The following is a 13,878-nucleotide window of genomic DNA, read 5'->3' as shown; positions in this document are numbered from 1 at the left end:
CCCCGTTTCGCATGCCGGGCGTGCTACAGAACCGACGCGAGGCCGTAGACGCCGAGCACCAGGACGAACGCCGTGATGGATTCGATCGTCTGCTGCACGGTCCAGGTCTTCAGCGTGGTCTTCACGTCCATACCCATGAGGCGGCCGACGAGCCAGAAGCCCGAGTCGTTGACGTGACCGGCGAACACCGAACCTGCGGCGGTGGCCAGCACGATCGCGACGACCTGCAGCTCGTTGAAGTCGCCGGCGATGACGGCGGGGGCGGCGAGTCCCGCTGCCGTGACGAGCGCCACGGTCGCCGAACCCTGTGCGAGGCGGATCACCACGGCGATGATGTACGCCGCGACGATGATCGGCAGGCCGAGGTCGCTCAGCGTGTCGGCGAGGGCGTCGCCGATGCCCGACGCGCGAAGCACTCCACCGAACATGCCACCGGCGCCCGTGATCAGAATGACGGATGCCACGGGGCCGAGCGCCGAGTCGACGACCTTCTCCAGCGCGGAGCCGTTCTCGCCGCGGCGCGTGCCGAGAACGAACGTCGCGACGAGCACCGTGATGAGCAGCGCCACGAACGAGTTGCCGAGCAGCACCAGCACCTGCACCCAGAGGTCGTCACGGGAGACGACGCCGGCCGATGCCAGCGTCGTGAGACCGGTGTTGAGGAAGATGAGGAACATCGGCAGCAGAAGCAGCCAGATGATCGTCGACGCCTTCGGCGGGTTCTTCGGCTGGTCCTGGTCGATCTCGCCGAACAGCGCGGGAACCGGAAGCGGGATGCGGGTGGCGACGAACTTGCCCCAGAGGTAACCCGAGACGTACCAGACCGGGAAGACGATGACGAGGCCGACGAGCAGGACGAGGCCGAGGTTCGCGCCGTACGCTTCGGTCGCGGTGACGGGACCGGGGTGCGGCGGCAGGAACACGTGCATGACCGAGAAGGCCGCGGCTGCCGGGATGCCGAAGATCAGGACGTTGTTCTTCGAAACGCGGCGCGCGATCGCGAAGATGATCGGCAGCATCATGACCAGGCCGGCGTCGAAGAACATCGGGAAACCGAGGATCAGCGATGCGATACCGAGGGCGAACGGTGCGCGCTTCTCGCCGAAGATCTGGACGAAGCGGTCGGCGAGTGCCTTCGCGCCACCGGAATGTTCGATGAGCCTGCCGAGCATGGCTCCCAGGGCGACCAGTAGGGCCACGCCGGCGAGTGTGCCGCCGAACCCACTCGTCAGCGTTTCGCTGATCGCCGCGATCGGCACCTGCGCGACCACTGCGGTGAGCAGCGAGACGATGATCAGCGTCAGGAAGGCGTGAACCTTGAAGACGATGATCAGCAGCAGGATGAGCGCGATCGCTCCGGCTGCGATGAGGAGCAGCGGTCCGGCACCCAGCGTCTGGGTCCAATCTTCCATCGGTATCTCCGTTGATGTCGAGTAGCGGGGTCCCCGGCCTCGTAGCCGTTCGGGCGTCGCGCGTTAGGATTCGATCTACTCCTACCGAGCGTCGGTGGAGCAGTGCGAGCTTTTCACAAAAATCGTATCTTTCGCAACATGTGATCGTATCAATGGGAGACCGTCATGGCGCAGGCATCGCACGGCTCGGTGCTCGACGCCCTCGGGCTGCGCATCGCCGCGGGCGAGCTGGCGCCCGGGGCGGTCTTCACGCTCGCAGACCTCGAGGCGCAGTACGCGGTGTCGCGCACGGTGATCCGCGAGGCCGTGCGCGTGCTCGAATCCATGGGGATGCTGGCGTCCCGGCGCCGTGTCGGGCTCACCGTGCGCCCGCCCTCCGAGTGGAGCGCGCTGAACACCCAGCTCATCGGTTGGCAGCTGGCCTCGCCGCGCCGCGCCCAGCAGATCGTCGTCGTGAACGAGATGCGCTCCGCGGTCGAGCCGATCGCGGCCCGTCTGGCGGCCGTCCGCGGCAGCGACGTGCAGCGCGCCGAGATCGTCCGACTCGCGGCAGAGCTCGAGAAGCACGGGCACGCCGGTCGCGGGGCATCCGCGGCGTACCTCGAAGCCGATGTCGCTTTTCACGACCTCATCCTCGACATGAGCGGCAACCTCATGCTGGCCGCGAACAAGGCCGCGATCGCCGCCGTCATCACCGGACGCACCGATCTCGGCCTCACGCCCGCAGACCCCTACGAGGAGTCGCTGCACAATCACGTGCAGACCGCCGCGGCCATCGCGCGAGGCGATGCCGAAGCGGCTGAGCACCACACGCGCCGCTACGTCGACGCCGTGCTGTCGGAGGTCAGGGCGCTGGTGTGACGAGCCCCTCGGGCACGCCGCCCTCGATCATCGCGATGACCGCGTCGATCGACTGATCCGTCATGCGGCGCACCGCGCCGGCCGTGTGCCCTCCGGCGTGCGGTGTCGACACGACGCGGTCGTGACCGACCAGCGGCGAACTCGACGGCGGCTCGGCCTCGTACACGTCGATGGCGACGCCGTGCAGGTGCCCCTCATCGAGCAGGGCACGCGCCGCCGCCTCATCGAGCAGACCCCCTCGAGCCGTGTTGACGACGATCGCGCCCTTCGGCAGCAGCGCCAGGCGACGTGCGTCGAGGATGTGCGCGGTCTCCGGCAGGAGCGGCACGTGGAGGCTCACGACGTCGGATCGCTCGCACAGGGTGTCGAGGTCGAGTCGCTCGACACCGGCGGTCTCGAAGACGGCATCCGGCAGCATGGGATCGTAGGCGACGGGCGTCATCCCGAGCCCGCGGGCACGTTCCGCCACGAGGCGGCCGATCGCACCGAAGCCGATGAGCCCGAACACACCGCCGGTGAGCTCGCGCCCCTCCTGGCGGGGCCAGCCGCCCGAGCGCACGCTGGCGTCGAGGAACGGGATGCCGCGGGCGACGGCGAACACGAGTCCCACCGCGAGTTCGGCCACCGCGAGCGAGTTCGCACCGGGGGTGCGCGCCACGCTCACACCGTGCGCCGCCGCGGCATCCAGGTCGACCCGGTCGACGCCGACGCCGTATCGGGCGAGGGCGCGCAGCCGCGGGGCGGCATCGAACACCTCAGCGGTGTACTCGTCGAGCCCCGCCACGATCGCGTCGACGTCTCCGACCAGCGGCACGAGCTCGTCGGCGGTCAACGGACGTCCGTGCGGATTCAGCACGATCTCGTCGAACACGGCGCGAAGGCGCTGGATGCCGGGGCCGTCGGGGTCGCGGCAGAGTGAGGTCGGGGTCACGAGGATCTTCATGCGCGGGCTCCTTCCGATCCGGGGACGGTTCGGGTGTAACGGTCGAGATACCGGGCGAAGCCGGCGTCGTACTGGGCGCGGCGCTCGAGGCGCGGCGTGATCGTGCGCACCTCGGTGTCGTCGAACGCCGGATGCATCAGCGAACCGCGGGTCGCGAGCAGCCCCATCCGCACTGCGCCCACGATCGAGGTGTGCTGCTGGGTGGACACCTGCATCTCGACACCGAAGACGTCGGCGACCAGCTGCGTCCAGAACGGCGACGATAGAACTCCGCCCGAGAGGATGATGCGACGCGGCACGCCGCCGAGCGCGGTGAGCTCCTTGTAGCAGTGGAAGAGGGAGTACACGATGCCCTCGAGCACCGACTGGTACATGTCTACGCGCGAGTGCTGGGGCGAGAGATCGAGGAAGCCCCCACGGCGCTGGTCCTGCCACCCGGGGCTGCGTTCGCCGAACAGGAAGGGCATGAAGACCGGCGTATCGACGCGGTCGGCCGACAGCAACGGCTCGATCTCGGCGTAGTCGGTCGAGGCGCCGAACAGACGGTCGCGCGCCCAATCCACGCAGTTGCCGCAGCCGGAGGTCGCGGCGCCGCTGAGCGCCCCGAGCGGCGACCGGTACGACCAGGTGCTGAGAGTCGGGGAGAACGACGGATGCCGAGTGGCCACCCGCAGCGCTCCGCTCGTGCCCATCGAGAACGTCATGTCGCCGGGCTCGATGGCGAGGTCGCCCACCTGGTTGAGGCCGCCGTCGGGGCCGGGGGTCAGCACCGGGATGCCCGCGGGCAGCCCGAGCAGCGTCGCGGCCTCCGCGGTCAGCGGCGCGGTGTCGGTCGTTTCGCGCAACTCCGGAAGCCGCACGCCGCCGAGGCCGAAGCGCTCCAGCACCTCGAGGTCCCAGCCGGTGCCGTCGGCGCGCAGCATCCCGGTGCCGGAGGCGAGTGCCGGGTTCGACCAGATCTCGCCGGTCATCCGTGCGAAGTTGAGGCTCGACTGATCCATCGCGATGAGGCCGTCGTGATCGATGCCCTGCTCGCGCAGATACTGCAGCTTGAACACCGGGTAGATCGCGTTGACCATGCATCCGGTGCGCTCGTAGAACCACCAGGTGAGCTCGTCGTCTTCGCGGAGCTTCGCGCAGAGATCTTGCGCGCCCGTGTACGGCCACTCCATGACCGGGCTGACAGAGGAGAGGTCGGCGCGGCGAAGCGTCAGGCCGTGCCAGGTGCCGCTCAAGACGATGAGGTCGATCTGGTGGCCGGCCGCGCTCTCGCGCCCGAGGGCCATCAACTGCGCATAGATCGAGTCGCCTTCGCGGACGGCGGTGTCGGGTCCGTCCACCTCGAAGCGGCGGTTGCGCACGCTCATCTCGCCGGTGTCTGCGTCGAACACCATCGTTTTCGCGGAGGTCGTACTCGCTTCGAGCGCGAGGATCTTCATGAGGAGCCCATCGTCGGAGTCTCAACGGAGGGCAGGCACCCTCACCACCGCCAATAATATGATCATTTCGTCGACGTCCGACACCGTCGGAGGGGAAGCCGTCGCATTACCGGCCGAGGCTCGTCGTCTCAGAGGGGGGATCGGTTCACTCGCACCGTCGTCTCCCAGCGGCGATCGACCTTCCTGCGACTGACTCTGGTGGTGGGGCTTCGCGAGACGCAATCCGGTGGTCGTCGAGCCGAGAGGTCTGACCGTCCAGGATTAGAGTGGATCGGCCCCACTCGGGCCCTCACCCCCCTCTGGAGCATCCGTGACCTCCGTCGACGACCGCGCGCGCTATCGCGCGAATCCCTCCGTGCTGACCGCGCTGAAGAGCCCCCGTCTGCTGACGCGCGAGGTGCTCGCGGGCCTCGTCGTGGGCCTCGCCCTGATCCCCGAGGCGATCTCGTTCTCGGTGATCGCCGGCGTCGACCCGGCCGTCGGTCTGTTCTCGTCGTTCATCATGGCGATCGCGATCTCGTTCCTCGGCGGGCGCCCCGCCATGATCACCGCCGCGACCGGCGCCGTCGCCCTCGTGATCGCGCCCGTCGCCCCGACCTACGGCATGGACTACTTCATCGCCACCGTCATCCTCGCCGGGGTCTTCCAGGTGCTGATGGCGGTGCTCGGCGTCGCGAAGCTCATGCGCTTCATCCCCCGCAGCGTCATGACCGGGTTCGTGAACGCGCTCGCGATCTTCGTGTTCAGCGCCCAGGTGCCGCAGCTGATCGGGGTGCCGTGGCTGGTGTATCCGCTCGTCGCGCTCGGCATCCTCGTGATGATCTTCATGCCCAAGATCACCAAGCTGGTGCCGGCGCCCCTCGTCTCGGTCGTCATCGTCACCGCCGTCGTGCTGGTGTTCGCGATCAACGTGCCCACCGTCGGCGACCAGGGCGCCCTGCCGCGCAGCCTGCCCGAACTCTTCATCCCGAATGTGCCGTTCACGTGGGAGACCTTCACGATCATCGCGCCGTACGCACTCGGCGTCGCGCTCGTCGGACTCATGGAGTCGCTGATGACGGCGAAGCTCGTCGACGAGATCACCGACACGCACTCCCGCAAGACCCGCGAGGCCTGGGCGCAGGGCGCGGCGAACATACTCTCCGGCATCTTCGGTGGCATGGGCGGCTGCGCCGTCATCGGCCAGACGATGATCAACGTGCGCTCCGGCGCCCGCACCCGCATCTCGACGTTCTTCGCCGGCGTCTTCCTCTTCCTGCTCGTGGTCGTCTTCGGCGACTTCGTCTCGACCATCCCGATGGCCGCGCTCGTCGCCGTCATGATCATGATCTCGATCAGCGCGTTCGACTGGCACAGCATCCGTCCGTCGACCCTCAAGCGGATGCCGAAGAGCGAGACGTTCGTGATGATCGTCACCGTCGTCGCCGTGGTGCTCACCCACAACCTCGCGGTCGGGGTCGTGGCTGGGGTGATCACGGCATCCGTCCTGTTCGTGCGCCGAGTGGCGCACGTCGTCTCGGTGACTCGCACGCTCTCCGACGACGGCGCGGTCGCGACCTATGTGGTCGACGGGGCGCTGTTCTTCGCATCGAGCAACGACCTCACGACGATGTTCGAATATGCCGATGATCCCGAGCGGGTGGTCATCGACCTGTCGAAATCTCACGTGTGGGATGCCTCGACCGTCGCCGCGCTCGACGCGATCGAGACGAAGTACGCGCGGCACGGCGCGACCGTCGAGCTCGTGGGGTTGAACGAGGCGAGCGGTGCGTTCCACGGACGACTGACGGGGCAGCTCGGCGGCGAGGGGTAGCGCGCATTACGCTGCATCACGGCGACCGGCCCTCGGGGCTCCGGGGTGATTTAGCGTGAGGGTATGACTGCAGAGCCCCGCGTGTACGTGATCCACGAGAACGCCGAATGGTTCCCGCCGTTCGCCGCGGCCTTCGAGGCCGAAGGCGTGCCCGCGCAGGAATGGCTGCTCACCGACGGGTCGATCGACCTCAATGCCGAACCGCCCGCCGGCGTGTTCTGGTCGCGGCTGAGTGCCTCGGCGCACACGCGCGACCACGGCGACTCGAAGGAGTTCGGCCGTGCCGTGCTGCGGTGGCTCGAAGCATCCGGTCGCACCGTCGTGAACGGCAGCCCCGTGCTCGAGCTCGAGGTCAGCAAGGCCGCTCAGCACGCGGCGCTGCAGCGCGCCGGCATCGAGGTGCCGCGCACCGTCGCCGTCTTCGGCACCGCCGCGCTCAAGGAGCGGGCCCGCGAGTTCACCGCCCCCTTCATCAGCAAGCACAACCAGGGCGGTAAGGGACTCGGTGTTCGCCGCCACGACAGCCACGACGAGTTCGACGCCTGGGTCGACGGCCCCGACTTCGAGCCTTCGCCCGACGGCATCACGCTGCTGCAGGAGAACCTCTTCGCGGCCGCCCCGTTCGTCACCCGCGTCGAGTTCGCCGGCGGGGAGTTCGTCTACGCCGTGCGCGTCGACACCAGCGCGGGCAGCTTCGAGCTGTGCCCGGCCGAGGCATGCGCGCTGCCCGGCGCCGACGGCGTCGAGCCCGAGCCGCTGTTCCGCATCCGCGAGGAGATCACGGCGCAGCATCCGCTCGTGCAGCAGTACCTCGCGTTCTTGAAGGACGCCGGCATCACGGTCGCGGGCATCGAGTTCATCGAGACCGTCGACGGCCGCGTCGTCACCTACGACGTGAACACGAACACGAACTACAACCCCGACGTCGAGGCGGGTGCCGCCGTCTCGGGGCCGCGCACGATCGCCCAGTACCTCGGCGGGCTGCTCGCCCGCGACGCGGCACCGGTCGGGGTCTGACGCCGCTCGCGATCACAACTCCTCAGTTTCGGGCCGTCGCGCCCGCGAAAGCCCCGGGAGCCAGCGTTCCGGGGGCTTTCTTCCGGAGTTGTGCACCGGGAACTCCGTACCTAACTCAGGAAAAACCGCCTCAAAGTCGCCAGAATGCCCCCGATTCCGCGGATTCGGGGGCATTCTTCCTGAGTTAGGGCCGCGGGCCGTCGACGCCCTACCGCCCGCTGCCGGCGATCACGCCCTCCTTGACGTACCGCTGCGCGGCGAGAACCAGCACCAGCGCCGGCAGGCTGGCGATCAGGGATGCCCCCATCGTCGCCGCCCATGTGTTCATGTTCGAGTTCGCGAGCGCGTAGATGAACACGGTTACGGGGTACATGTCGGTCTTCGTGACGAGGGTGAGGCCGAACAGCAGATCACCCCAGGCGAAGAGGAATGTGAACACCCCGGCCGTGATGATCGCGTTGCGCGACAGCGGCACGACCACACGCCACAGCGACCCGACCGGTCCGAGTCCGTCGAGGGTGGAGGCCTCGATGACCTCGGTGTCGAGGCGCAGCATGAACGAGCGCAGCAGGATGATCGCGAACGGGATGCCGGCGGTAGCGTTCGCGAGGATCAGCCCGATGTAGCTGTTCAGCGCGCCCCACGTGTTGAACATCGCGTAGAAGGAGTTCGCGAGCACGATGCTCGGGATCATCTGCGCGAGCAGCAGGATGACGAGCCCGAGGCTCACTGCCCGCGACCGCAGTCGGCTGAGCGAGTAGGCGGCGGGCACCGCGACGACGAGCGTCAGCAGCACCGATCCGATCGCGGTGATCAGGCTGACGCGCAGGCCGTCGAGACCGCCGTCCTCGAACGCGGTGACGTACCCGTCGAGGGCCGGGGCGGTCGGGAACCAGGCGGTGTCGGTGGAGTTGGCATCGGGCTGGAGGGATGCCGAGATCATCCAGTAGATCGGGAACAGGTAGACGATGAGGATCGAGACCGTGAGCACGGTCCAGAACCAGCCGCGGCTGCGGCGGGGAGTGCGGGTGCTCATCGCTCGGCACGCTCCTGTCGGGCGGAGAGCCACGTGTAGACGGCGGCGAAGCCGAGGCTGATGACGAGCAGCAGCATGCCGTAGGCCCCCGCGTGCCCGAACTCGAACAGGCTGAACGCCGAACGGTACGAGAGCACGCCGAGGGTCATGGTGCTGTTGGCGGGGCCGCCCTGGGTGAGCGCGAGCACGAGGTCGACGATCAGCAGGTTGAAGACGACGCTCATGACGACGAGCACCGAGATCACCGGCCAGATGCTGGGGATGATGATGTGCCACAGGCGCTTCAACGCCCCGGCGCCGTCGAGGGATGCCGCTTCGAGGTGTTCGACCGGCACCTGCTTGAGGGCCGCGGCGAGGATCGTCGACCAGTACGGCAGGCTCGCCCACACGGTCACGATGATCACGGCGGCGAGGGCGGTGGCGGGATCGGCGAGCCAGGCGTTGCCGGGCAGGCCGAGGAACCCGAGGATGTCGTTGATCGCCCCGTCTCCCGCGAGCAGCGACTTCCAGATCGTCGCGACGACGACCGCGGGCAGCAGCCACGGGATGAGGATGAGGGCGGGCAGCCAGCGGCTGCCCGGGAAGCGCCGCGTGAACAGCAGCGCGAGTGCGAGGCCGATCACGAGCTCCGACGTCACCGCGACGACCGTGATGGTGAGGGTGTTGACGACAGCGATACCGGTGGCATCCGCGCGGAAGATGTCGATGAAGTTCTGGAACCCGACGAACGGTGCTTCGCCGGTGATGAAGGTTCCGGTCGTGAAGTCCGTCGTGCTCATGAACACGCCGTACCCGAGGGGGAACAGGAAGAACGCGGCGAAGAACACGATCGCGGGCACCAGGAAGGCCCACAGCTCGAGGTTCCGTCGCCGCACCAGGGTCAGGCCGAAGCGGCCGGAGACACGAGTCCCCGGCCGCTTCGGCGCTGTGGCAGCGGCTGTCATCAGCCCTGGTCGGCCTTGCTCAGCGCTTCCTCGGCGCTCACGCCGTTGACGGTCGCGTTCTGCAGCGCGTCGACGTACTTCGCCTGCAGGGCGCTCCACTCGGTTCCGAGCGTCGCCGGGTTGAAGGCGTTCGCGACGGGGGTGACGAAGGCCTCGGCGGCCGGAACCTCGGCGACGAAGGCCTCCTGAGCCGACGTCAGCGCCGGGACGTACCCGCCCTGCACCGCGGTGTCGATCTGGTTCTCCTCCGAGGCGCGGCACTCGATCAGAGCGGCCGCGGCCTTCTCGCGCTTCTCGTCGCCCTGCACCGGCACGGTGTAGGCGTAGCCGAGGAGTCCGACGCTGCTCTCGTCGGCGCTGGTGCCGGCCGGAACCGAGAACGTGCCGTACTCGAAGTCGAGGCTCGTGTCGACGAGGTTCCAGGGGCCCGAGACCGTGATCGCGGCCTTTCCGGACTTCCACTGGTCGATGCCGTCCCAGCCCCAGTTGACGAACTCCTTCGAGAGGCTGCCGTCGTCGACGAGGGTCTTGTAGAGGTCGACCGCCGCGACCGCCCCGTCACCGGTGAGGTCGGCCGGGTCGCCGCCCGCGCTCAGCAGGAACGGCAGGAAGTACGACGAGGTCGAGCCGTCGCCGGCGATGCCGGGCAGCGCGATGCCGTAGTGGTCGGCGGTCGTGGTGGCCTTCGCGGCGGCGATGAGCTCGTCGAACGTGGTCGGCAGCTCGGTGATGCCCGCCTCTTCGAAGTACGCCTTGTTGTAGAAGACCGAGTAGTCCTCGACCTGCGTGGGCAGACCGTAGAAGGTGTCCTCGTACTGGCCGAGGGCGGCGACCGGCTCGGCGAGTCCGTCGGTCGTGAGGCCGAGGGTGTCGAGGTCGGAGAGCACGCCCTGCGCTGCGAGCGTCGGCAGCTGGGTGTCGGTGTTGACGAGCGCGATGTCGGGTAGCGACTTCGAGCTGGCGGCCTGCAGCAGGCTGGTCGTGTAGTCGCCCGAGAGGGTCTGCGCGTCGATGGTGATGCCGAGGTCGGCGGCGCACTTCTCGAAGTACTCCTTCTGCAGCGTCTGGTACGGGTCGAAGTCGATGCTGCTCCACGATGTGAGTTCGACGCCCTCGAAGTCGTCGGCGTCGCCGGAGGTGCTCGAAGGGGCGGACGTTCCGGTGCAGCCGGCGAGGAGGACGACGGAGGCGACTCCGGCGGCGGCCGACAGCGCGACCCGGGTGGCGCGCGTGCGAGAGGTGCTCATGAGGGTGCGGGATCCTTAGCTCGACCGGGCTGTGACCGATCGTCGGGAGAAGGTCGGGCGGATGCCCGTGGCATGAGTCTCTCGGACGCGGGGGCGTGTGGTCACGGTGTCGGAAACACGGCGAAATGATGTGACGCAGATCGTCATTCCCGCGAAATCTGCGCGTTACGCGGGGGCGGTTCGGCACGCTTCGACAGGCTCAGCGACCCAGTTTTCGTAACCGGGGACGCTTCGACAGGTTCAGCGACCCAGTTTTCGTAACTGGGCACGCTTCGACAGGCTCAGCGACCCAGTTTCTGTAACCGGGGACGCTTCGACAGGCTCAGCGGCCCAGTTTCTGAGACTGGGTCCCTGAGCTTGTCGAAGGGCCCCCCCACGAAACCCCCTCAGCGCCGCCGAGCCCCGGCGGGGTGGTCGGTGCCCAGTCGGTCCGCGCCGTCGGTGCGCAGGCGCGAGCGCAGCGTGCCTTCCGACGGACGTCCGCCGAACAGCCCCCGCTCGCGCAGACGCGGTGCCAGCAGCGTCGAGAAGTCGTCGAGCGACCCGGGCGACAGGTACTGGTGCAGCAGGAATCCGTCGACCCCGGACTCCTCGACGAACTCCTCGATGTTCGCGGCGACCTCGTCGGGGGTGCCGATGAACCGGTCGTCGGCGAAGGCGGTCACCGAGGCGAAGCGGCGTCGCACGTCTCCCGCGGTGAGGGGCGGAGCATCCGACCGGGTCTCCTTCGTCTGCGTGTGGTTCGTCGACTGCTTCACGATGGGCTCGTCGTCGGCGTAGGCGGCGAAGTCGATCCCGCTCCAGCCGGCGTACGCGGCGAGCTGGGCGTCGGCGTTGTAGTGGGACTGATAGGCGTCGAGCTTCTGCTGCACCTCGATGCGGGTGGGCGCGAGCACGGGGTTCATCCCCACGACGGCGCGGATCTGCCCGGGGTCGCGGCCCAGCTCGGCGGCGCGGGCACGGATGCCGGCGAGCCCCTGTCGGATCGCCTGCGGGTCGGAGTCCCCGACGAAGATCAGTTCGGCATGGCGGGCGGCGAATTCGCGCCCGCGCGGCGACCAGCCGGCCTGGATCAGGTAGGGCGTGCGCTGCGGCGACGGCGGGCTGACGTGCGGACCGGCGACGCGGAAGTGCGCGCCCTCGTGGTCGACGCGGTGCACCTTCGACGGGTCGGCGAAGCGCCGCACCTCGCGACTGCCGACGTAGGCATCGTCTTCCCAGCTGCGCTCCCACAGGTCGTAGACGACCTCGAGGAACTCGTCGGCCCGGTCGTATCGACTGTCGTGCGCGAGCACGTCGAGGCCGAAGTTCGCGGCGGCTCCCGGCAGGTAGGACGTGACGATGTTCCAGGCGATGCGCCCGGCGGTGAGGTGGTCGAGCGTGCTGAAGCGGCGGGCGTGGGCGAACGGATGCTCGTACGTCGTCGACACCGTCGCGCCGAACGCGATGCGCTCGGTGACCGCGGCGAGAGCAGGGATGTGCAGGAGCGGGTCGTGCGCGGGCAGCTCGACGCCCCACTCGAGCGCGGTCGCGGGGCCGCCGCCGAGCGTGTCGTACATGCCGAGCACGTCCCCGAAGAAGAAGAGGTCGAACTCGGCCTCTTCGGCGCGACGGGCGAGGTCGATCCAGTAGCGCAGGTCGAGCGCGCCGAGGCGCCGGTCGTCGGGGTGGGTCCACAGGCTCACGGCCCCGGACCCGTTGCCGACGCACGCCTGCTCGTACAGGCCGAAGAAGAGGGGCTTCGGGTCGGTCATGCGCGTGCTCCCTCGAACGGGGCCCCTGAGCCCGTCGAAGGGCCCCCTGCAAGAGACGCGGCCCCTGAGTTGATCTGGGTCCCTGAGCCTGTCGAAGGGCCCCGCCCTGCAGGAACTCCGTCCCACAGCATCCGCCCGTCGACCACCGTGCCGAGCGCCTCGGGCGCCCCCTCGACGATCTCGGCGAGCGCATCGCGCGGATCAGCGGATGCGGTCGCGAACACCGCGAGGTCGGCGCGAGCGCCTGCGACCAGGGTGCCGGCCGGTGCGGGCCCGTCGGCGAGGCCGAGCGCGCGGGCACCACCGGCCGTCGCCGCGTGCAGCAGGCGTGCGTGCAGGTCGTCGGCCGAGTACCCCTGCGCGCGGGCGAGCCGGTGCAGTTCGGCGACGTCGTCGAGCACCCGCAGCGAGGGCGACGACGACAGCGAGTCGGTGCCCACCCCGATCGGATTGCCTTCGGTCAGGTACGCGGCGATGGGCGGGGCATCCAGTCCGATGACGGCGTTCGAGCGCGGACACAGCGCGACCGACACCCCGCGTTCGCGCAGCAGGGCACGGTCGGCGGCGTCGACGTAGATGCCGTGCGCGAGGTGCGAGTGCGGCGTGAGCACCCCGACCGTGTCGAGGTAGTGCACGACGCCGTTGCCCGAGCCACCTGCCGAGAGCAGCTGCATGTCGGAGTGCCCGAGGCCGCGCCAGCGCTCGGCGAGGGGTCCGGTGCCGAAGCGGGCGAACTCGTCTTCGGACGCCGACTCCGCGGCGTGGATGTGCAGACGTACGCCGTTCGCCTCGGCGAGCCGCTGGAGCTCGCGGAACACGTCGGTGTCGAGCGAGTAGATCGCGTGCGGCGAGAGGCCGGTCGCGGGAGGGGAGGGGAGCGCATCGAGCTGGGCGAGCACCCGCTCGGGCCCGTCGTGCTGCCAGGCGGCGCGCTTCCAGCCGAACACCTCCCAGAACACGACCCCGTGGAGCCCGGCGTCGTGCACCGCGCGCCCCGCCTCGGGGTCTGTGACGATCTCGGCGACCGCGGTCGTGCCCGACTCGATCGACAGGCGCACGCCCTCGGCGGCCGACGCCGCCCAGTCGTGCTCGACGCGGTAACCCTTCTCGAAGGCGAGCGCCCAGGTCTCGAAGCTCGGATACTGCCCCCGGCCCACCGCCGCCATGTCGGTGTACTGCAGGTGCGTGTGGGCGTTGACGAGTCCGGGCGTGAGGGCGCCGTCCCACTCGCGGCGCTCGCCGATCGCGTCGCCGAGCTCGGCGGTGAGGGCGTCGTGCGCGCCGACCGCCACGATGCGTCCGTCGCGCACGGCGACCGCGCCATCGGCGATCGGGGGCGCGGCGACGGGCAGCACGGTGCGCGCGCGGTGGAGGGTGATGTCGCTCATGGTCGTCTCTCGGGTGTTCGGGTC

At 69.1% G+C, this 13,878-nt stretch carries 11 protein-coding genes; 3 read left to right on the top strand and 8 right to left on the bottom strand.

Annotated features, from left to right (window positions below; all coding sequences use genetic code 11):
- Positions 1-23: 23 nt before the first annotated feature.
- Positions 24-1,412: a GntP family permease gene (locus tag ACIQTT_RS08845; protein ID WP_402788636.1), complete on the bottom strand. Its 1,389-nt coding sequence runs from the start codon at positions 1,410-1,412 to the stop codon at positions 24-26.
- Positions 1,413-1,577: 165 nt separating this feature from the next.
- Here ACIQTT_RS08845 and ACIQTT_RS08840 point away from each other — a divergent pair, with 165 nt between their 5' ends.
- Complete coding sequence (locus ACIQTT_RS08840) at positions 1,578-2,273, top strand: FadR/GntR family transcriptional regulator (protein WP_402788634.1); 696 nt, start codon at positions 1,578-1,580, stop codon at positions 2,271-2,273.
- Here the strand turns inward: ACIQTT_RS08840 and ACIQTT_RS08835 are convergent.
- Positions 2,257-3,216, bottom strand: coding sequence for a phosphoglycerate dehydrogenase (locus ACIQTT_RS08835; RefSeq protein ID WP_402788632.1), 960 nt, complete (start codon positions 3,214-3,216; stop codon positions 2,257-2,259). The genes ACIQTT_RS08840 and ACIQTT_RS08835 overlap by 17 nt on opposite strands.
- On the bottom strand, positions 3,213-4,655 hold the full coding sequence (locus tag ACIQTT_RS08830) for a gluconokinase (protein ID WP_402788630.1): 1,443 nt from the start codon (positions 4,653-4,655) through the stop codon (positions 3,213-3,215). Before ACIQTT_RS08830 ends, ACIQTT_RS08835 begins: the two co-directional genes overlap by 4 nt.
- Before the next feature lie 310 nt (positions 4,656-4,965).
- Here ACIQTT_RS08830 and ACIQTT_RS08825 point away from each other — a divergent pair, with 310 nt between their 5' ends.
- Together ACIQTT_RS08825 and ACIQTT_RS08820 are read left to right on the top strand one after the other, a co-directional pair.
- Positions 4,966-6,468, top strand: a complete 1,503-nt coding sequence (locus tag ACIQTT_RS08825; RefSeq protein ID WP_402788628.1) for a SulP family inorganic anion transporter — start codon at positions 4,966-4,968, stop codon at positions 6,466-6,468.
- A 63-nt stretch (positions 6,469-6,531) separates the two neighbouring features.
- Positions 6,532-7,485 (top strand): RimK family alpha-L-glutamate ligase, encoded by a 954-nt coding sequence (locus ACIQTT_RS08820; RefSeq protein WP_402788627.1) that lies wholly within the window; start codon positions 6,532-6,534, stop codon positions 7,483-7,485.
- 208 nt (positions 7,486-7,693) lie between these two features.
- On the opposite strand, the gene ACIQTT_RS08815 is transcribed toward ACIQTT_RS08820, so the two are convergent.
- The 5 genes from ACIQTT_RS08815 to ACIQTT_RS08795 all read right to left on the bottom strand — a co-directional run bounded on the left by ACIQTT_RS08815 (position 7,694) and on the right by ACIQTT_RS08795 (position 13,854).
- The gene (locus ACIQTT_RS08815) at positions 7,694-8,521 is read right to left on the bottom strand and encodes a carbohydrate ABC transporter permease (RefSeq protein WP_247623679.1); all 828 of its coding nucleotides are present in this window, start codon (positions 8,519-8,521) and stop codon (positions 7,694-7,696) included.
- The gene (locus ACIQTT_RS08810) at positions 8,518-9,465 is read right to left on the bottom strand and encodes a carbohydrate ABC transporter permease (protein ID WP_402788624.1); all 948 of its coding nucleotides are present in this window, start codon (positions 9,463-9,465) and stop codon (positions 8,518-8,520) included. The genes ACIQTT_RS08815 and ACIQTT_RS08810 overlap by 4 nt, the downstream gene beginning before the upstream one ends.
- The gene (locus tag ACIQTT_RS08805) at positions 9,465-10,712 is read right to left on the bottom strand and encodes an extracellular solute-binding protein (RefSeq protein WP_402788622.1); all 1,248 of its coding nucleotides are present in this window, start codon (positions 10,710-10,712) and stop codon (positions 9,465-9,467) included. The genes ACIQTT_RS08810 and ACIQTT_RS08805 overlap by 1 nt, the downstream gene beginning before the upstream one ends.
- Positions 10,713-11,098: 386 nt before the next feature.
- Complete coding sequence (locus ACIQTT_RS08800) at positions 11,099-12,466, bottom strand: NtaA/DmoA family FMN-dependent monooxygenase (protein ID WP_402788620.1); 1,368 nt, start codon at positions 12,464-12,466, stop codon at positions 11,099-11,101.
- A complete protein-coding gene (locus ACIQTT_RS08795; RefSeq protein WP_402788618.1) occupies positions 12,463-13,854 on the bottom strand; it encodes an amidohydrolase family protein in 1,392 nt (463 codons plus the stop codon). The genes ACIQTT_RS08800 and ACIQTT_RS08795 overlap by 4 nt, the downstream gene beginning before the upstream one ends.
- Between the last annotated feature and the right edge of the window lie 24 nt (positions 13,855-13,878).

The sequence above is a fragment of the Microbacterium sp. NPDC090225 genome (genome assembly GCF_044772365.1).
GTDB lineage: Bacteria > Actinomycetota > Actinomycetes > Actinomycetales > Microbacteriaceae > Microbacterium.
Note: the sequence above shows the minus strand (reverse complement) of the source record. Positions and strands in the feature narration are given on the sequence as shown.

Bases quoted from the DNA above. Each gene is read 5' to 3' on its own strand.
- ACIQTT_RS08845 (WP_402788636.1), bottom strand. From the start codon at position 1,412: ATGGAAGATTGGACCCAGACGCTGGGTGCCGGACCGCTGCTCCTCATC.
- ACIQTT_RS08840 (WP_402788634.1), top strand. From the start codon at position 1,578: ATGGCGCAGGCATCGCACGGCTCGGTGCTCGACGCCCTCGGGCTGCGC.
- ACIQTT_RS08835 (WP_402788632.1), bottom strand. From the start codon at position 3,216: ATGAAGATCCTCGTGACCCCGACCTCACTCTGCCGCGACCCCGACGGC.
- ACIQTT_RS08830 (WP_402788630.1), bottom strand. From the start codon at position 4,655: ATGAAGATCCTCGCGCTCGAAGCGAGTACGACCTCCGCGAAAACGATG.
- ACIQTT_RS08820 (WP_402788627.1), top strand. From the start codon at position 6,532: ATGACTGCAGAGCCCCGCGTGTACGTGATCCACGAGAACGCCGAATGG.
- ACIQTT_RS08815 (WP_247623679.1), bottom strand. From the start codon at position 8,521: ATGAGCACCCGCACTCCCCGCCGCAGCCGCGGCTGGTTCTGGACCGTG.
- ACIQTT_RS08810 (WP_402788624.1), bottom strand. From the start codon at position 9,465: ATGACAGCCGCTGCCACAGCGCCGAAGCGGCCGGGGACTCGTGTCTCC.
- ACIQTT_RS08805 (WP_402788622.1), bottom strand. From the start codon at position 10,712: ATGAGCACCTCTCGCACGCGCGCCACCCGGGTCGCGCTGTCGGCCGCC.
- ACIQTT_RS08800 (WP_402788620.1), bottom strand. From the start codon at position 12,466: ATGACCGACCCGAAGCCCCTCTTCTTCGGCCTGTACGAGCAGGCGTGC.
- ACIQTT_RS08795 (WP_402788618.1), bottom strand. From the start codon at position 13,854: ATGAGCGACATCACCCTCCACCGCGCGCGCACCGTGCTGCCCGTCGCC.